The organism is Rhizobium sp. SVR5-2C (assembly GCF_056755115.1).
On sequence record NZ_JBNDHT010000059.1, the window covers coordinates 16,399 to 36,461 of the forward strand.

11 protein-coding genes are annotated in these 20,063 nt (G+C 58.7%); 10 read left to right on the forward strand and 1 reads right to left on the reverse strand.

Annotated features, from left to right (window positions below; genetic code table 11):
- The first annotated feature begins 139 nt into the window (after positions 1-139).
- The 10 genes from ACPYOI_RS17970 (at position 140) to ACPYOI_RS18015 (ending at position 19,702) form a co-directional block, all read left to right on the forward strand.
- Positions 140-2,287 carry a type I secretion system permease/ATPase gene (locus ACPYOI_RS17970; RefSeq protein ID WP_481419213.1) on the forward strand — a complete coding sequence of 716 codons (2,148 nt, stop codon included), beginning with the start codon at positions 140-142 and terminating at the stop codon, positions 2,285-2,287.
- Complete coding sequence (locus tag ACPYOI_RS17975) at positions 2,284-3,738, forward strand: HlyD family type I secretion periplasmic adaptor subunit (RefSeq protein ID WP_481419212.1); 1,455 nt, start codon at positions 2,284-2,286, stop codon at positions 3,736-3,738. The genes ACPYOI_RS17970 and ACPYOI_RS17975 overlap by 4 nt, the downstream gene beginning before the upstream one ends.
- Before the next feature lie 130 nt (positions 3,739-3,868).
- Positions 3,869-10,105, forward strand: a complete 6,237-nt coding sequence (locus ACPYOI_RS17980; RefSeq protein ID WP_481423137.1) for a M10 family metallopeptidase C-terminal domain-containing protein — start codon at positions 3,869-3,871, stop codon at positions 10,103-10,105.
- Between the two features lie 453 nt (positions 10,106-10,558).
- Complete coding sequence (locus tag ACPYOI_RS17985) at positions 10,559-11,887, forward strand: alpha/beta hydrolase (protein ID WP_481423138.1); 1,329 nt, start codon at positions 10,559-10,561, stop codon at positions 11,885-11,887.
- A 40-nt stretch (positions 11,888-11,927) separates the two neighbouring features.
- Positions 11,928-12,728, forward strand: a complete 801-nt coding sequence (locus ACPYOI_RS17990) for a hypothetical protein (protein WP_481419911.1) — start codon at positions 11,928-11,930, stop codon at positions 12,726-12,728.
- A 371-nt stretch (positions 12,729-13,099) separates the two neighbouring features.
- On the forward strand, positions 13,100-13,867 hold the full coding sequence (locus ACPYOI_RS17995; protein WP_481423139.1) for a bestrophin-like domain: 768 nt from the start codon (positions 13,100-13,102) through the stop codon (positions 13,865-13,867).
- Between the two features lie 345 nt (positions 13,868-14,212).
- Positions 14,213-16,450 carry a DUF3604 domain-containing protein gene (locus ACPYOI_RS18000; protein WP_481419912.1) on the forward strand — a complete coding sequence of 746 codons (2,238 nt, stop codon included), beginning with the start codon at positions 14,213-14,215 and terminating at the stop codon, positions 16,448-16,450.
- A gap of 333 nt (positions 16,451-16,783) precedes the next feature.
- A complete protein-coding gene (locus tag ACPYOI_RS18005; RefSeq protein WP_481419913.1) occupies positions 16,784-17,701 on the forward strand; it encodes a hypothetical protein in 918 nt (305 codons plus the stop codon).
- Positions 17,702-17,708: 7 nt separating this feature from the next.
- On the forward strand, positions 17,709-18,683 hold the full coding sequence (locus ACPYOI_RS18010; RefSeq protein WP_481419914.1) for a peptidyl-prolyl cis-trans isomerase: 975 nt from the start codon (positions 17,709-17,711) through the stop codon (positions 18,681-18,683).
- Positions 18,680-19,702, forward strand: coding sequence for a HupE/UreJ family protein (locus ACPYOI_RS18015; RefSeq protein WP_481419915.1), 1,023 nt, complete (start codon positions 18,680-18,682; stop codon positions 19,700-19,702). Before ACPYOI_RS18010 ends, ACPYOI_RS18015 begins: the two co-directional genes overlap by 4 nt.
- A gap of 85 nt (positions 19,703-19,787) precedes the next feature.
- Here ACPYOI_RS18015 and ACPYOI_RS18020 read toward each other — a convergent pair.
- On the reverse strand, positions 19,788-20,063 hold a 276-nt coding region (locus ACPYOI_RS18020), incomplete at its 5' end, for a hypothetical protein (RefSeq protein ID WP_481419916.1).

Here is a 20,063-nt window from a genome sequence, read left to right on the forward strand (position 1 = left end):
TCTCAGGAGCGCAATATTTCCATAGCGATATAGACGTAAGTCCGCCTACATTCTGCAGGCGCAAAACCGGCAAGAACGGTTGTTGGGGAAGGGTGCTTTGTACACGCAAAGCGCGGGGTGAGAGGAAACATTTCTCGACATGGATGGCGTCGTTCCGCAGCATCACGACTCCGGTCTTCGTGCGCTCTGCGGTATTGCTGCATTCTATCGAATTGCTGCAGACCCGAGCCAACTCCAACACGATCTGGCGCTGAAAGGGCGAGCAGCGCAACCGATCGATATTCAGCGCGCGGCAAAGGTCATCGGCCTCAAGGCGCGTGTCGTTGATCGCGTAACAGAACATCGGCTCCGCACGATGCCGGTGCCTGCCATCGTCAAACTGCAGGGTGGTGCGTTTCAGGTGCTGGGTGGGCTCAATCCCTCCGGAAAATATAGGCTCGTAGATCCCGTGACACGCGTTGATCGCGAGATCACACCCTCGGAAATCCTCGCTGAAATCGGGTCATGCGTGATCCTCGTCGGCCGGCGGCTCGGCGGCGAGGGGTCCGATCCACGGGAGTTCGGCTTCAAGTGGTTTCTACCGTCTATTTGGCGATATCGCAAACCACTCGCTCATGTGCTGATTGCTTCGCTGTTCGTGCAGATTTTCGCCCTGGTCACACCTTTGTTTTTTCAGGTCGTAGTCGACAAAGTCCTGACGCACAAAGGCTACTCAACGCTATTCGTACTTGTCGCTGGCATTGCAATCATCGGTCTCTTCGACGTGGTCCTGCAATATCTCCGAACCTATGCCCTGGCGCACACAACCAACCGGATCGACGTCGAACTTGGGCAACGGCTGTTTCATCATCTTCTGCGGCTGCCTCTCGGTTACTTCGAGACCCGCTCGGCCGGTCAGACAGTCGCTCGCGTGCGCGAACTTGAGACCATCCGCGCTTTTCTGACCGGGCAGGGACTATTCTCGGCACTTGATCTCATTTTCACTTTTGTCTTTATCGCTGTTCTTTTCGCTTATTCCTGGAGTCTGACGCTGATCGTCATTGCCGCCATCCCGATCTACATCCTGATCGGCCTCCTAGTCCGGCCGCCACTGCGGGAATTCGTCAAGGAGAAGTTCAACCGGGGTGCCGCCAGCCAGCAGTTCCTCGTCGAGGCGATCGTCGGCGTCCATACGGTGAAGTCCGCAGCCGTCGAGCCGGTCATGCAGGCGCAGTGGGAAGAGAAGCTCGCCGCCTATGTCAGGACGGCTTTCGACACGACGCTACTGAGTGCTGGCGGACAAAACCTTATCCAGTATGTCAGCAAGCTTTCCACGGCTGCGCTTTTCCTCTTCGGAGCCAAGGCCGTTATGGATGGCGAGCTGTCGGTCGGCTCACTAGTAGCCTTCAACATGATCGCGGGACAGGTGACCCAGCCGGTTCTGAGGCTGTCGCAGCTTTGGCAAGATTTCCAGCAGGTGCAGATCTCCGTCGATCGCCTCGGTGATATCCTGAACACGCCAATGGAGCGCCAGCCGAGCGCTCGCGTGGCGTTACCTCCGCCGATGGGGTTGATCCAGTTCCGAAACGTGACCTTCCGCTATCGGCCAGGAACGCCTGAGGTTTTAAAGAACATTTCTCTCGACATTCATCCCGGCGAGGTGATGGGCATCGTCGGTGCATCCGGTTCTGGCAAATCGACGTTGACCAAGCTGGTGCAGCGGCTCTATCTCCCGGAAGAAGGGCAGGTCCTGCTTGACGGGGCGGATCTTTCCCAGCTCGATCCCGCCTGGTTGCGCAGCCATATCGGTGTCGTCCTGCAGGACAACCTTCTCTTCAATCGCACGATCCACGACAATATCGCCTTCTCCAACCCGGCAATGCAGCGCGCCCAGGTGATCGCCGTCGCCAAGCTTGCGGGGGCGGACGAATTCATCACGCGGCTACCCCAAGGCTATGACTCGATGATCGAGGAACGCGGGGCCAACCTGTCCGGCGGCCAGAGGCAAAGGATCGCCATTGCCCGTGCGCTTGCGACGAATCCGCCGATCCTGATCTTCGACGAGGCGACCAGCGCACTCGATTACGAGAGCGAACGCGTCATCCAGACGAACATGCATCAGATCACTGAGGGCAGGACGGTCATCATCATTGCGCACCGGCTTGCCGCCGTCAGGCCGTGCAGCAGGATCATCGGCATGGCGGACGGGCGGATCGCGGAGGTCGGCAGCCATGACGAACTGCTCAAGCGCCCAGACGGGCTCTATGCGCGGCTTTGGGCCCTGCAGAATGCGAGGGGCGCCGCATGAAAGATGCAACTGCCCAAGCTGTTCGATATGCCGGCCGTCCGCCGCCGGCAAAACGATCCGATCACGAGTTTCTGGCGCCAGCACTTGAAGTTCTGGAAACGCCGCCTTCGCCCGTTCATGTGGCGCTGATCTTGATCATTTGCGCCTTCGCCACAACGGCGTTGATCTGGTCCTATGTTGGCCATATCGACATCATCGCCGCCGCACAGGGCAAGATCCAACCGACCGGCCGCGTCAAGGTCGTACAGCCGTTGCTGACCGGCAAGGTGAAGGCGCTTCCGCCCCCAAATGGTGCACATGTTAAGAGAGATGATATTCTCCTTGAACTTGATCCAACGGATGCCATTGCCGATGAGACGGATGCCGCAAAAGGCCTGGCGTCTGTGCGGGCCGAGGTCCTGCGTCGGAAAACTGTCGTTGAATATGTTCGTTCACAGGAGAAGGACCAGCCGTTCCCGATGATCTCTTGGGATGCAGGCGTGCCCGATGAACTGCGACGCCGTGAAGAGGGCATCCTCTTGGGTGATTTCGAGCAGCACCAAGCGGCGGTTGCCTCGCTTGATGCTCAGAGGCATCAGAAGGAAGTGGAGCGCGATCGTCTCATAGTGACAGTTGCGGCTCAGAACTCCCTGGTCGACACGCTAAGATTGCGTGTGACGATGCGCAACGCACTTGCTTCGAAAGAGGCCGGCACGATGGCGAGCGTGATTGATGCAATGCAGACCCTGAAAGAGCAGGCGACGCAGCTTGCCATGCAGGAGGGCCAGCTTGCAGACGCGGGGGCCGGCATCGAGGTTTTCGCGCGAGAGAAGGACAAGGTAACGCGAGTGTTCCTAAGCGATCAACTTGGACGGCTCGGTGATGCGGAACGTCGGGTCGAAGAGTTGGAGCAACGGCTGGCGAAGGCAAAAAATTCTCGCGAGCAGATGTCCTTGCGCAGTCCTATAGACGGCACGGTGCAGGCATCCTCGATTACGAGCGTAAGTCAGGTGGTGACGGTCGGCCAGGAGGTCATGCGTGTTGTGCCCGACGGCAGTATGTTGGAGCTTGAAGTTTACGCTTTGAACAAGGATATCGGCTTCATCAAGGTTGGCCAGGACGCTGTCGTCAAGCTCGAAGCCTTTCCCTTTACGCGCTACGGAACGATCCCAGCCCGTGTCACGAAAATTGCGGCGGATGCGATCCCGGAACCCGACGCCGCACGCCGCGAAGGCGATGCCGCAACAAGACAGGTTGAGACCACGTTCGGTGGCGCCGAAAGAATGCAGAACCTTGTGTTTCCGGTCACGTTGAGTTTGGAGACTGATCACATCTCAGCAGATGGCCGTGAGGTAAAGCTCAGCGCGGGCATGGCGGCGATTGCGGAGGTTCGAACGGGCGAACGCAGAATACTGGAGTACGTGTTTTCGCCCTTGGTTGAAGTCGCAGCGGAGGCGATGAGGGAGAGGTAGTCGCCATCGCGCGACGGCATTCAACCTTGGCGGTCCACACTGGTTCTCGAATGAATGGCAGGGCCGCTCTCATGGAGCGGAGGGAATCGACATAACGCACGGCAGAGTGGAATAAGCAAACGGGGGTTTGATGACAGGCATTAGTAGTTCCACCAGGAACGTGAGCTTGACGGGAGACCAGAAAATTGACGGGGTTATCAGCGGCTATGCCTGGGACGGAACGATAACCTATGCGTTTCCCACCATCTCGACATCGTACTCCTATAACGGCGAGAAAGATTACAGTTTCTCTCCGATTTCCTCACAACAGCAGTCCGCTGCCTTGTTCCTTATGGAACAATCCTACGGAAACACGGCAAATGACGGTTTCTCCGTAGAGGGATTCACTAACGCCAACTTTGCGGCCGGGGACGTGGACACCGCATCGGTGCGATTCGCTCAGTCGTCGGATCCCACTCTTCCGACGGCAGGGGCCTATTATCCAAGCAGGGACAGCAGCGGCGGCGATATCTGGTTCGGGACGGAATATGCTGGCACAGAAAATGATTATCGCTTTCCGAATTTCGGCAACTATGCGGGACACACGCTGGCGCATGAACTGGGTCACGCTCTCGGTTTGAAACATGGTCATGAACCGGATGGCAATCCAGCGATCGTGCCCAGCGCCTACGATTCTATCGAATATACGATCATGACCTACCGCACATATATCGGAGACGATGCGAGGGGTTACGAATACGAGCAGAATGGTGCGCCACAATCCTTCATGATGCTCGACATCGCCGCCCTGCAGGAAATCTATGGTGCGGACTACACGATCAACAGTGACAATACCACCTACAGGTGGAATCCGAATGAAGGGACGACCTATGTCAACGGGGTAGCGGCCATCACGCCCGATGACAACAGGATCTTTGCAACAATCTGGGACGGCGGCGGTGTCGACACCTATGATCTGAGCGCTTATACCACCCGCCTTAAAATTGACCTGCGACCCGGAGGCTTCTCAGTCTTTTCCCAAGGCCAGTTGGCCTATTTGGGAGGTGGCCCTAATAATGGCTTTGCTCGCGGTAACATTTTCAACGCGCTTCTTTATCACAACAATCTTGCGTCACTGATCGAAAATGTTCAGGCAGGCTCAGGCAATGACACGATTATCGGCAACGAGGTGAACAATACCCTTTGGGGTAATGCTGGAAATGATTCGCTTGACGGTGGCGCCGGCGCCGACATGTTGATCGGGGGCGCTGGTTCCGACACGATGTCGGGCGGAGTCGGCGACGACATCTATGTGGTCGATGTTGCGACCGACGTTGTGATCGAGAACCCGAATGGGGGAACGGACACAGTCCAGACGGCACTTGCGAGTTATACCGTCGGCACCAACGTCGAGAACCTTGTCTATATCGGCACCGGCAACTTTACAGGAACTGGTAATGCGCTCGCCAACACGATAACCGGCGGCTCCGGCAATGACACACTGAACGGGGTGGCTAGTGCCGATACGCTGATCGGCGGCAGTGGCGACGACACCTACATTGTCGACAACGCTGCCGACGTCCTGATCGAAAACGGCGGCGAAGGTATCGATACAGTCAAAACGGGACTTGTCGCCTACTCTCTAGCGTCCAAGGCGAATATCGAAAACCTGACCTACACAGGAACTGCCGCATTCAGCGGGACGGGCAACGACCTCGCCAATACGATGAAGGGCAGCGGGGGAGCCGACATCCTGGACGGTGGCGCCGGCACCGATACGTTGATTGGAGGTGTTGGTAACGACACCTACATCGTTGATGATTTGGCCGATATCGTTAGCGAAGCCGCCAATCAAGGCAGTGATCTGATCAAGACGGCGCTTTCCGTTTATGCGTTGACCAGCATCGCCAATGTCGAGAAGTTGACCTTCACTGGAATCGGCGATTTTGCGGGGACCGGGAATGCCCTGGCGAATGTCGTCACCGGTGCTGCCGGCAACGACACGCTGGATGGCGGGGCTGGCGGTGATACCATGCTCGGCGGCACGGGCGACGACATTTACATCGTCGACACCGCCACCGACGTGGTGACGGAAGTGGTTGGCGAAGGTAACGACACAGTGAATACCGGGCTTGCGGCGCTGACGCTTGCCGCCAATGTCGAGAATCTCATTTATACCGGAACCGGCAATTTTACAGGCACCGGCAATGCGCTCGCCAACACGATCACCGGCGGCAATGGCGACGACACGCTGAACGGTGGGGCGGGAGCCGACACGCTGATCGGCGGGACCGGCAACGACATCTATGTCGCCGATAGCGCTTCCGACGTGATTGTCGAGAATGACGGGGAGGGCACCGACACGGTTCGGACGGCGTTGGCAAGCTATACGCTTGCCGCCAATACCGAGAACCTGACCTACACCGGCAAGGTGGCATTTGCAGGCACTGGAAACGCCCTGAACAATACGATCGCCGGTGGTGCCGCTGCCGATACGCTATCGGGTAGCGACGGTGACGATACGCTGGACGGCAAGGCTGGCGCCGACATCCTGATCGGCGGCACGGGCGACGATACCTACATCGTCGACAACGCCGCCGACGTCCTGACAGAAAATGCCGACGAGGGCACCGATACCGTCAAGACGGCACTGGCCGCCTACTCTCTTGCATCCAAGGCGAATATCGAAAACCTGACCTACACTGGAACTGCCGCGTTTACCGGTACGGGCAATGCATTGAACAACATCATCGCGGGCTCTCTCCTGGCTGCGAATACGCTTGATGGCGGTGCTGGGGCGGATACGCTGCGGGGTGGCCGTGCGAACGACACATACATTGTCGATGATCTAGCCGATATCATTACCGAAGCCGCCAATGCAGGCACCGATCTGATCAAGACGGCGCTTTCGACTTATGCGTTGACCAGTATCGCCAATGTCGAGAAGTTGACCTTTACCGGCTCCGGCGATTTTGTGGGAACCGGGAATGCCCTGGTCAACGTCATCACCGGCGGTGCCGGCAACGATACGCTGGATGGTGGCGCCGGCGCCGACACGTTGATCGGCGGCGCTGGCAACGACATCTACATCGTTGATAACACCGCCGACGTTGTCACCGAAGCGGCCAATGCGGGCATTGACGAAATCCGTACCTCGCTTGCGACCTATTCGATAGCCGCACTGGCCAATGTCGAGAACCTTGCCTACATCGGTGCCGGCAACTTCTCGGGCACCGGCAATGCACTCGCCAACACGATCACCGGCGGGGCCGGCAATGACGCGCTGAACGGTGGGGCAGGGGCAGATCTCATGATTGGCGGCTTGGGGAACGATACCTACATCGTCGATAATGCAGGCGATACCGTCGCTGAAGGCGCTGATGGCGGCATCGATACCGTCAAGACGGCGCTCGCCAGTTATATGCTGGCTGTCATCGGCGATGTGGAAAACCTCATCTATACGGGCAAGGCAGCATTCACGGGTATCGGAAACGGGCTCGATAACGTTCTGACGGGCGGTGCGGCCGCGGACAAGCTGAGTGGCGATATTGGCGATGACACCCTGATTGGCGGAGCAGGTTCCGACGCAATGTCGGGAGGGTTGGGCGATGACACCTATGTGGTCGATGTTGCGACCGACATTGTGATCGAGGGCCTGAACGAGGGGACGGATATGATCCAGACGGCGCTTGCGAGCTATACACTCGGCACGAATGTCGAGAACCTGACCTACACGGGCACGGTGGCGTTTATCGGCAACGGCAATGCCGCGGCGAACGTCGTTGTCGCTGGAGTGGGGGCTGATACGCTTGACGGCGGGGCGGGTGCCGATACGCTGATCGGCGGCGCCGGCAATGATACGTATATCGTCGATACTCTGGACGATGTGGTGGTCGAGGCGTCCGGCGGCGGTACTGACGTCATCAGGACCGATCTTGCGAGCTATTCGCTGGCGGCGATCGCCAATGTAGAGAACTTGACCTACACCGGAGGCGGCGGTTTCACCGGCGCCGGCAACACTCTCGACAACGCAATCACCGGCGGGGCTGGCGGTGATGCGCTTTCTGGTGGCGCTGGTAACGATACGCTGAATGGCGGGGCCGGAGCAGATGCGCTTTCCGGCGGCGCCGGCAACGATATCTATGTCGTTGACAATGCCGGGGACACGGTCACCGAGTACGCCGACGAAGGTATCGACGCGGTGCGGACAAACCTCGCGAGCTGGACACTCGGCGCCAATGTCGAAAACCTCACCAACACCGGCACTGCGGCCTTTTCCGGCACCGGCAATGCGCTGAACAACGTCATGACTGGCGGGGCGGGAGCCGACACGCTGAAGGGCGGGGCGGGCGACGACACTTATATCATCAGTACCGGCGATATTGTCATCGAGAATGCCGACGAGGGCATCGACACGGTGCAGACGAATCTGGCCGCCTATACGCTGGGGGTCGATGTCGAGAAGCTGATCTCGACGCGTGCGACCGCCTTTATCGGCATCGGCAATGCGCTTGACAACGTGATCAAGGGAGGTGTTGCGGCCGACAGGCTCACCGGTGCTGCCGGCAACGACACGCTGGATGGCGGGGCTGGCGGTGATACCATGCTCGGCGGCACGGGCGACGACATTTACATCGTCGACACCGCCACCGACGTGGTGACGGAAGTGGTTGGCGAAGGTAACGACACAGTGAATACCGGGCTTGCGGCGCTGACGCTTGCCGCCAATGTCGAGAATCTCATTTATACCGGAACCGGCAATTTTACAGGCACCGGCAATGCGCTCGCCAACACGATCACCGGCGGCAATGGCGACGACACGCTGAACGGTGGGGCGGGAGCCGACACGCTGATCGGCGGGACCGGCAACGACATCTATGTCGCCGATAGCGCTTCCGACGTGATTGTCGAGAATGACGGGGAGGGCACCGACACGGTTCGGACGGCGTTGGCAAGCTATACGCTTGCCGCCAATACCGAGAACCTGACCTACACCGGCAAGGTGGCATTTGCAGGCACTGGAAACGCCCTGAACAATACGATCGCCGGTGGTGCCGCTGCCGATACGCTATCGGGTAGCGACGGTGACGATACGCTGGACGGCAAGGCTGGCGCCGACATCCTGATCGGCGGCACGGGCGACGATACCTACATCGTCGACAACGCCGCCGACGTCCTGACAGAAAATGCCGACGAGGGCACCGATACCGTCAAGACGGCACTGGCCGCCTACTCTCTTGCATCCAAGGCGAATATCGAAAACCTGACCTACACTGGAACTGCCGCGTTTACCGGTACGGGCAATGCATTGAACAACATCATCGCGGGCTCTCTCCTGGCTGCGAATACGCTTGATGGCGGTGCTGGGGCGGATACGCTGCGGGGTGGCCGTGCGAACGACACATACATTGTCGATGATCTAGCCGATATCATTACCGAAGCCGCCAATGCAGGCACCGATCTGATCAAGACGGCGCTTTCGACTTATGCGTTGACCAGTATCGCCAATGTCGAGAAGTTGACCTTTACCGGCTCCGGCGATTTTGTGGGAACCGGGAATGCCCTGGTCAACGTCATCACCGGCGGTGCCGGCAACGATACGCTGGATGGTGGCGCCGGCGCCGACACGTTGATCGGCGGCGCTGGCAACGACATCTACATCGTTGATAACACCGCCGACGTTGTCACCGAAGCGGCCAATGCGGGCATTGACGAAATCCGTACCTCGCTTGCGACCTATTCGATAGCCGCACTGGCCAATGTCGAGAACCTTGCCTACATCGGTGCCGGCAACTTCTCGGGCACCGGCAATGCACTCGCCAACACGATCACCGGCGGGGCCGGCAATGACGCGCTGAACGGTGGGGCAGGGGCAGATCTCATGATTGGCGGCTTGGGGAACGATACCTACATCGTCGATAATGCAGGCGATACCGTCGCTGAAGGCGCTGATGGCGGCATCGATACCGTCAAGACGGCGCTCGCCAGTTATATGCTGGGCACCAACATCGAAAACCTGGTTTCGACCGGAACAGCAGCCTTCAGCGGGACCGGCAATGCGCTTGACAACCTTATCGTCGGCGGTAAGGGCTCGAACACGCTAACGGGTGGTGCAGGCAACGATATTCTCACTGGTGGAGCGGCGGCCGACTTCTTCGTTTATTTGCCGAACTGGGGCCACGATACGATCACAAACTTCCTGGCAACCGGCACGGCGCATGACACAATCAAGATAGATCACATCGTCTTTGCCGATTGGGCGTCGCTTCTCGCCGCATCCAACCAGTCTGGCAGTGATACGCTCATTACAGCCGATGCGAACAATACCATCACGCTGCAGAACGTGCTCGTATCAAGCCTTCAGTCAGGGGATTTCCAGTTTACGTGATCTTCGCGTGGACTTCCCGGCGGGAAATCCTGTCGGGGAGGAGTGGGGCGAAGTTCTATTATTGCGACGATCTGCTTTGACCTGCGTCCCCGGATGTCCTCGGTTTGAGGTACTCGGCTCACAGAATTGAGGTGCTCCGCAAGCCTCGTGGAAACCGGTGCGCCGACTAGCGGCTGGCGCGTTCAGATCTGGCGCCGCCGGCTTGCGCGAGTTTTTAGATGCTCTCGCCGATTGGCGATGTTCGTTCCGCTTATTCATCGGGGACGTTCTGAATTCCCAGACGAAATGCTGCTGCCGTCGCGCTTTCCCAAAGAACAATACCGAAGTTGTTATCTCATACTTAGGCTTCGGATGCTGTGAATATCGGTCGCTGTTGTAACAATTTGATCGGACATTTGCAAAAATCGAGCAGAACGGTTTAGATGTGCTTCGGGGATCGCGAGGGGAAGTGCAGTGAGCATTCCGCAGGGCGTCTATAAATACCGTTCGACTTCGTTTTTTCAACGGTGCCGGCGGGTCATTCTTTGCGCCACGCTCGTTTTGTCTTCCGGATGCGGCGGACATCCAAAGGATGTGCTGGTGCCTGTTGCGGACTCCTCGCCCGGCTCCAGCCGCGTGAACATGCTGATTGCGACGACGCGGGCGCTCTCCACCAATCGCGGCGAGATGTTCACGGGCGAAAGAGCCCTTGCTCCAGCCTTTGCCGACATCACCGTTTCAATACCACCTGCAGGCGTGCGCAAGGTCGGCGACGTCGCGTGGCCGAAACGGCTTCCGTCAAACCCGGCGACTGATTTCGCAACCCTGAAGGCAGACGAGATTAGTATAGAGCAGGCAAAGACCTGGCTTAACGCCGCCGTCCGCAAAAGCCCCGATCACAGCGCGTTCGTGTTCATCCATGGGTTCAACAACCGGTTCGAGGACTCCGTCTACCGATTTGCGCAGATCGTCCACGATTCAGGCGTCCACAGCGCGCCCATCCTAGTGACATGGCCATCGCGGGGCAGCCTGCTCGCCTATGGATACGATCGCGAAAGCACCAACTATACGCGCAACGCCCTGGAAAAACTGTTTCAGTATCTGGCGAACGATAAAGAGATAGAGGAAGTCTCCATCCTTGCGCATTCGATGGGCAACTGGCTGGCCCTCGAAGGCTTGCGCCAAATGGCGATACGCAACGGCGGGCTGCCACCAAAATTCAAGAACGTGATGCTTGCCGCTCCGGACGTCGACGTGGACGTGTTCCGCTCGGAGATTGCGGACATGGGCAAGCAGCATCCCCGCTTTACATTGTTCGTGTCGCGCGATGATCGCGCGCTTGCCTTCTCGCGCAGGATCTGGGGCGACATCCCCCGGCTTGGATCGATCGATCCGGAGCAGGCTCCCTACAAGGAGGAACTCGAAGCCAACAAGATCGCCGTGATCGACCTCACCAAGGTGAAAGCCGGCGACAGTCTCCACCATAGCAAGTTCGCGGAATCGCCAGAGATCGTCCAGCTCATCGGCACGCGCATTTCCGAAGGCCAGACACTGACCGACAGCAGGATGGGTGTCGGGGACCAGCTTATTGCCGGAACGACTGGAGTGGCTGCAGCTGCTGGCAGTGCGGCAGGTCTCATTCTCGCGGCCCCGGTTGCGGCAGTGGATCCGGATACCCGAGCCCACTACGCTGATCACTTGGCTAGCATGACCGGGCAGACGAGCGGGCAGCAAAGGGCGGCACCGAAGTGCAGTTCGAGCGGAGCGGCATCGCAGGGACGAGCGTGTGCCGTGACGCAGTGATGATGGGCGGAGGGCCAGGCCCCAGATGAAGGAGAAGTTGATGACGATGGCGCAGACATACCTGAAGCTTGGGTTCTCGCTGACCCTGGCAGCATTGGCGTCCACGGGGGTACAGGCGGCCGATGTATCGCCTCTCCTGACGCAGGATCCAAAGCCCGCCGAAGCCGCGGATGGCTGGACGTTCTCAATCGCTCCGTATTTCTGGATGGCCGGGCTATCGGGCGATACGGCGCAGTTCGGGCTTCCCACAGTGCACATCGATGCCGATTTCGGCGACATCCTGGACAATCTCGATTTCGCGCTCATGGCGGCGGGCGAAGCCCGATACGACCGTTTCAGCGTCATCGGCGATGTCATCTACACGAAGCTGTCTGCCAATGGCGAAACGCCGTTTGGCGTATTGGCGAATGATGTCGATGTCACCGCGAAGACGTTTGCCGGGCTTCTTGGCGCCGGCTATTCGCTCCTCGAGGGCCCGTCGGGGAATCTCGATATCGTCGGCGGTATTAGGCTCTGGTCGGTTGACACGGAACTTTCGTTTAATGGCGGCCTGCTCAACGGCCGGGATGTCAGCGACAGGGCCACATGGGCCGATGGTATGGCCGGCTTTCGCGGGAAATATTTCTTCACGCCGGAGGTCTATCTGACCGGATGGGGACTGGTCGGCGGCGGCGGAGCCGACATCGACTGGGACGTCGCCTTGGGCGTCGGCTACGATTTCAACAACTGGATTTCAGCCATTGCCGGATATCGAGCGCTCGGAGTTGATTATAGCGATGATGGCTTCGTTTTCGACGCTGTCCAGCAAGGCCCGATCCTCGGGCTCGCGATAAAGTTCTAGCCACGCGATCAAGGCGCGGTTTGCTTCGAACTCGAATTCGACCGGATGTTCCATCCGCGATTTTGCGGAGGCCAAGGGCGAGGCTGAATGCTCGCAAAAATCCGACGACCCCGTCGCGTTGCGCCCAGTATGTCGAGCTGTTTGAGGCATTGACGAACGAGCTTGAAGCAACGATCAAGTCCGCTCGGATGATGCGGCATTGTTTCCAACGATCTGATGGCAGAATTTAATAGATCGATTGGCTGTCCATCGTCGGTCTACTGTATGTTACTGTTAAATACGCTGTCGTTTTCCGTGCCCTGACCACCTTGTCATGTGACGGCTAGGTCGCAATATCGGGATTGCGTCATAAATAGCTGTGGACCAACTGTATGAGCGCACTGGCAATTGGCGGAATGGTCTTCGTTTGTCTCGGTGCGGCGGCCGGGTTCGGAATGCTCATGCGGTTCCGGCTGCCGCAGCATCATCTCAGCGTTGACTCTCGGGATGTAATCAAACTCGCGACGGCTGTCGTCGGCACGCTTTCGGCATTGGCGCTTGGGTTCCTGATAGCTTCTGCAAAGACGACTTTCGACGATGCTGAAACCGAGCTTCGGACATCGACGGCGAGAGTGCTTCTCCTCGACCGTGTCATGATTCACTACGGCCCGGAAACGGCGGAGGCTAGGCGACTGCTTTCACAACTCGTGGAATCGCGGTTGCAATTCGACTGGCCTGCCGCCGCTGATGGCGCGGGCCAACAGAGCCGCGATGAGATCAGCATTGAGCCTATCCAGGCCCAATTGAGATCATTGAAACCCGGCACTGACGCCCAACATTTGCTGCAAGCCCGCGCCATAGAAGTCAGCGGGGACATTGCCGAGGCCCACTGGCTTGTGGTCGAGAGTGACGGCGAGAGCCTGCCTATTGCCTTCCTGGTCATTCTGGCGTTCTGGCTCGCACTGCTGTTCTTCACATTCGGTCTGCTCTCGCCGGTCAACAGCACCGTTGTCGGCATGCTGATCGTCTGCGCGCTGTCTGTAGGAGGTGCGGTATTCCTAATCATCGACATGGCTCATCCCTACCTCGGGGTCATCCAAGTTTCCGAGGAACCGTTGCGGAATGCGCTCAGCCGATTAAGTGCGCACACGGGGGCGTAGTTGCCGACGTTTGTTACCGTAACATACGTTGATTGTCGTTCGCTTTTGGCGATCATCGACCAATTACGGATGTCGCCGGCGGGGCGACGCCGTCGATACATGCGCCTATGAAGTCTCGCCATCACGACACGATGCATGGATAGCTGAATTTCTGCTCGGGATTGGATTTTCGTGGGTCAATTAGGCTTTTGCATTCGGTGGCGCAATGCTCCTTACGTTCCTCTTCCAAGAAGCGCCCCGTCGATCCCAGCCATCCCGCGGCAGCCGACAACCGCAGGAGGCAACTGATCAAACTTGGCCTCGTGAAGTAATCACCTTAATCAGACGGAGATGAGGACGATGCGCATGTCTACGGGGAAAGCCTACTTGTTCGCCTCTACCATCCTGGCCTGCGCTGCGACCTCCGCTGCCGCTCAGGAGAGACAGGCCTATTTCGGCGAAACGCACGTCCACACCGGTTGGTCGTTCGACGCCTACATCTTCGGAAACACCAAGAGCACGCCGGCAGATGCATACAGGTATGCCAAGGGAGAGACCATAAAGCATCCGCTTGGCTACGACATCAAGATCGATACGCCGCTCGACTGGATGGGCGTCACCGACCATTCCGAATATGTCGGGACCGTCGCGCTTGCGAACACGGCCGGTTCCGCGATCAGCAAGCTTCCGATCGCGCAGAAGCTGATCGTGAAGGATCCGGCGGATATTACGCGCATCTACCTCTGGCTAGGAGGTACGATTGTCGATAAGAAGCCGATCGAGGAACTGATATCCCCTCAGGTCGCCGGCTCCGTCTGGAAGCAGAACGTCGATATCGCCGATCAGGCGAACGAACCTGGCAAATTCACGGCCTTCTGTTCCTACGAGTGGACCTCGACGCCGAACAACCGCAATATGCACCGCAATGTCTTCTTCCGCGACTGCGCCAAGGTTCCGGAGGTACCTTATAGCTCGATTGATTCAAGCGATCCGTCGGACCTTTGGAATTGGATGGATGGCCAGCGCAAGGCAGGCAACGAGCTTCTGGCGATTTCTCACAATGCCAATCTCTCCGACGGTCATATGTTTCCGACGGACATCGATGAGAAAGGCCGTCCCATCGATGCTGCCTGGGCAGCATCGCGTGACCGCAATGAACGACTGAGCGAGATCAAGCAGATCAAGGGAGCGTCGGAAACCCATCCGACGCTTTCACCAAACGACGAGTTTGCCAATTTCGAGATTCTGACCTATCTGCTCGGTGATCCCGCAGGCCGCTTCCCGACGATCTCCGGAAGCTACATACGCCAGGCTCTCAAGGACGGCCTCTCGATGATGGAGGCGCGGGGCTACAATCCCTACAAGACAGGCTTTGTGGGCGGATCGGACTCTCACAACACAGGCGTGCCCTATCGTCAGGATAATTTCTACGGTGGCCATGCGCGCAATGATGGCGAGATCAAGCAGCGCATGTCGGGCTACGTGTTTGCAGGCCTCGATGTCAGGCTTGAGAACCCCGCTGGACTGACCGGAGTTTGGGCCGAAGAAAACACCCGCGCTTCGCTTTTCGATGCCATGCAGCGGAAGGAAACCTTCGCCACGAGCGGTCCGCATATCAAGGTCCGGTTCTTTGGCAGTCCCAACGTGGTTGACGTCGGCAAGCCGGATTGGATTAAGGCGGCCTACGCAAGCGGCGTCCCGATGGGCGGAGACCTGCCGCCGCTCGGAGAGGCCAAAGCGCCGTCATTTGCAGTTTGGGCAGTGAAGGACCCGACGTCCGGCAACCTCGACCGTGTCCAGATCGTCAAGGGCTGGACAAAGCACGGACAAAGCTTCGAGAAGGTCTTCGACGTCGCCTGGGCTGGAGACCGTACGCCTGATGCCTTCAGCGGCATCGTCCCGCCGATCGGAAGCACCGTGAACATCTCCGAAGCCAGTTACACCAACACAATAGGCTCGGTCGAGTTGAAGGGGGCCTGGACCGATCCTGAATTCGACCCGAGCCTCGACGCGTTCTATTATCTGCGCACCCTGGAGATCCCGACGCCACGCTGGACCACGATCCAGGCAAAGGAACTTGGCATAGCGCCTCCCGACAACGTCGCGGCGACGATCCAGGAGCGGGCGTGGAGTTCTCCGATCTGGTACACGCCCACCCAGGAACTAAGGGCCGCCGCAAAAAAAGGCGTCACGGTTGCCGATCTGAAGCAGCGGGGGGCTTCGGCGCTGGATGACGCGGCACTCACCGACCTTGTCGTCGGCAAGTCGAGCTGGGTTCGGAACAACGTGACCGGCGAAGTCTTCAACATCACATGGACCGCCTCCGGCCAACGGCTCGTCGCCAACGTCAACGGAGCAATACCGAAGCCTAGCGAGATAGGTGATGTGTTGCATGGTGGCCTGACGGGATCCGGCACAGCTTACGCCATTAAAGACGGGGTCATCGTGACCACCTTGGGTAATGCGCCGTACGAGGCGACCGTCTACAAGCTCGGCGATAAATATTACGCCGCGCGTAGCAACGAGTTCGGCTACGCGAACTACGAGGTCGTGCCGACACCACAGACTCTCGATCCGTTGACACAACAGAAAGCGCCTTTCTGATGCGGTGGCGCGGTTCCATGGTCGGAACATCCAATGGAGGTTGACCGAATGGCAACGAAGTCGATGTTCAGCCAAACATCGGTCTGGCTGCTTTTCAGCCTCTGCTGGTCGATGCTCGCTTTTGTTGGCGAAGCCCGGGCCTGTGCTATCTGTTTCTCTGGGCTTGTGGTAACTCCGGGACAAAAGCTCGACGCTGCAGACGAGGCCGTTTTGGCTGCCCCTTTGGCCAGCGGCCCGGGACAGTTCCGCATTGTCGAAATTGTGAAGGGGGATGGAGCTGTAGGCGACCTCATAGTTCAGCCCGGCCTGTCGGCCCAAGCCTCTGAGGCAGTGATGTCTATAGACGGTCTGACCGTCGACGATGAGGCACCCACGACGCTGGACGAAAAACCCCTCTTGCTTCTTCGCGATAAGGTGTCTGAGAAGTGGATGAGCCTCGGGGCGATGCGCGCCGACTATGCCGAATGGCTGCAACGGCTCGCGGAGACGAAGCGCAGCGGTGAGGGGCGCCCGAAGAGAATCTGGCCGCAATTGACGCTTACATCGTCGTACCTGACGGACGAGGAATGGCGTGAGCGCGTTGGGGTCGTCGCGCCGCAACTCGAAAGCACTGAACCGCTCGTCGCCGAGATCGCATACGGGGAACTCGTGCGGGCTCCCTACGGCGCGATCCGACTTCTCAAGCCCCAGCTTGACGCTGCGAAGATCGCGACCTGGACCAATGATCCGAAACTGGCGTCCCGGCGTGCGGCATATACGCTGTTACTAGGCATAGCGGGCGGTCCGGACAGCGCGACGGAGCTCGAGCGGCAGATCGACGAAGCCCTGAGAACGCGGGATACGACCAACCTTTCGGCCATGCTTGCTGCTGATCTGGAATTGCGCGGCGCTTCACGCGTCAACTGGATTGAACAAACGTACTTCGCCGACCGACAGCGCACTCTGCCTGAGATCCAGGCCGCCTTGCTCGCGCTCAGTGTCCATGGCGGCGCAAAAGGTGCGGTGCCGCGCGCAAGGGTGATCGAGGCCTATCGTTACTTCATCAAGGCGCGCAATCCGATGGCAGGCTTCGTGGCCATGGAACTGGCCGATTGGGAGGCCTGGGACGCAACCGCGGACTATATTGCCGTCATCCGGGCGAAAGCGGTCAAGGATCCCGCCGAACAGTTTGCAATCCTGAGTTATCTCCAGCGCAGCCCACTTACTGCCGCCCAAGCGGGGTTGCGGCCCGTCGCCGAACAACACGAATAGGTGTCCGATGAAACTGCTGCCAATCGCGCCGGAGCCTTCGGGTGGCGGACACTACGCCCCGAAAACGAAATGGCAGCGGTTTCTCGGCGAGCCGCTCCTGCACTTCGTCATCGTGGGTGTTGTTCTGTTTGGAGCCTATCGCCTCGTCAGCCCCGAACCGGAAGAAAGCGTCGACCCGAAGAAAATCGAACTGACGAAGGATGATGTCCGTCAGCTTGCAGTGACATGGCTTGCGCAAGGGCGGCCACCACCGACATTGAATCAGTTGCGTTCTCTCATGGATGAGAAAGTCACGGAGGAGATCCTATTCCGCGAGGCCATCGCCCTTGGTCTCGATCGTGACGACCAGATTATCAAGCGAAGGCTGGCGCAAAAAATGGACTTCCTGGCCGCGGACCTTGCTGCGCTCGATGAGCCGAGCAATGCCGAACTCAAGAAATGGTATTCGAAGAACTCGGAGCGCTTCGTGCTCTCGCCGCATGCGAGCTTCCGCCATTTGTATTTCTCGTTCGACAAACACGGCGAGGCTACCCGCGAGGTCGCTGCGGCCGCTATCGGTGCCGTATCCGGTAAGCCTGCGGATTCGCCGGAAGTCGCGTCAATCGCCGACCCGTTCATGTTCCGGAACTATTATGGCGACGCAACGCCCGACCAAATGGCAAAGGAGTTCGGGCCTGACTTTGCCAAGGCGCTGTTCAACCTGAAATCAGGATCGTGGCAAGGGCCTGTGCAGTCCGGCTATGGCTGGCATCTGGTTTGGATCGGTTCGATCGAGGCCGGGCGCGTTCCGGCCTTCGAGGAGGTTGCCCCTGCTGTCAAAACAGCATGGATGGACGAGCGCTACAACGAGGTCAAGCGGACCGCGTTTCAGGAAATGCGTTCCCGCTACGTGGTGATCCTGCCCTCCGTCGTTCCGGATGATTTGCTGGGCCTGCAAATGCCTGCTGGATCCAACGATCAGCTCGAGGTCTCCGCGCAATGAGCCGCCGGATGCTGCTGCCCTTGTTGCTCTGGCACTTACTCTTCAGCGGTATCCTGGCGGTTATGGCGTTCATGTCGAACGCCGCTGCCCACGAGATAAGGCCTGCCTATATCGAGATCGTACAATCGAGCCCCAGCCGTTACACCGTCACGTGGCGAACGCCCATGCTGTCCGGCATGCGCCTGCCGGTCGTATTGCGGTTTCCGGACAGTGTGCGCAACGTGACGGTGCCAGCCGAGCGCAACCTGCCAGATTCGCTGGTTGAATCGCGGGTCATCGAGACCGAAGACGGACTTTCGGGCAAGCGGGTCGAGTTCGTCGGCCTTCAAGCAACCATTACCGATGTGTTGGTCCGGGTCCATCTGATGGACGGCTCCGTCTCGACCAGCATGGTCCGGCCCTCTCAGCCGTGGGTCGAGATCGCTGCCCGGCCGGCGCGCCTTGATGTGGCCAAGACGTTTGTCATGCACGGCGTCGAACATATCCTGCTTGGCTATGACCACCTGTTGTTTGTCCTCACATTGATCTTCATCGCACGTAGCTGGCGGGCACTGCTGCTGACCGTGACAGCGTTCACAGCAGCTCATTCGATCACGCTGACCCTTGCCACACTCGGTTTCGTGCATGTTCCCGGACCACCTGTGGAGGCGGCGATAGCCTTCAGCATCCTCCTGCTTGCCTGTGAGATGATCCGTATTCAGAAGGGCCAGGCCAGTCTCACGGCGCAACGGCCGTGGATGGTCGCATTTGCTTTCGGTCTGTTGCATGGGCTCGGCTTCGCTGGTGCGCTGTCAGACCTGGCGTTGCCACCCGGGGACATCCCGCTCGCCTTGCTGTTCTTCAATGTCGGCGTAGAGATCGGGCAGTTGATGTTCATTGCGATCGTGATCTTTGCGGTTGGCCTGGTACGGAAGGTGAACTGGGCTCCGTATGTCGGTCGCGGTGCGTTTTTTGCAGCGACCTATGTAATCGGCACGATGGCATCGTTTTGGTTCATAGAGCGTATTATGGCATTTTAGGCAATCCATCCGATCGGCGGTAGGGCAAACTATCCGCACTGTCACATGTCCGATCGAAAGCATCATCAGATTGCGTCATCTGACTTCAACCAAGATCGGCGCGACTTGAAATGTTACGAGATGCCGTGGATTCCTTCTGGCCCACAAAGCAGAAATGGTTCTCGCACACGCGATCCGACGGGTTCTTGATTTTAAAAGTCTCGGTGTGATCAGGCCCCCCGCAAGCAATCTTCCTATCCGCAAAAAGCCCGCCTAACTGGCGGGCTTTCTGCGTTGCAGGGTCACGGTCCTCACTGCGCTGGTGCGGGGTCGATGGCGATGCCCGAGGCGCGCAGGCCGCTGAAGAGTTTCTGCTGATCTT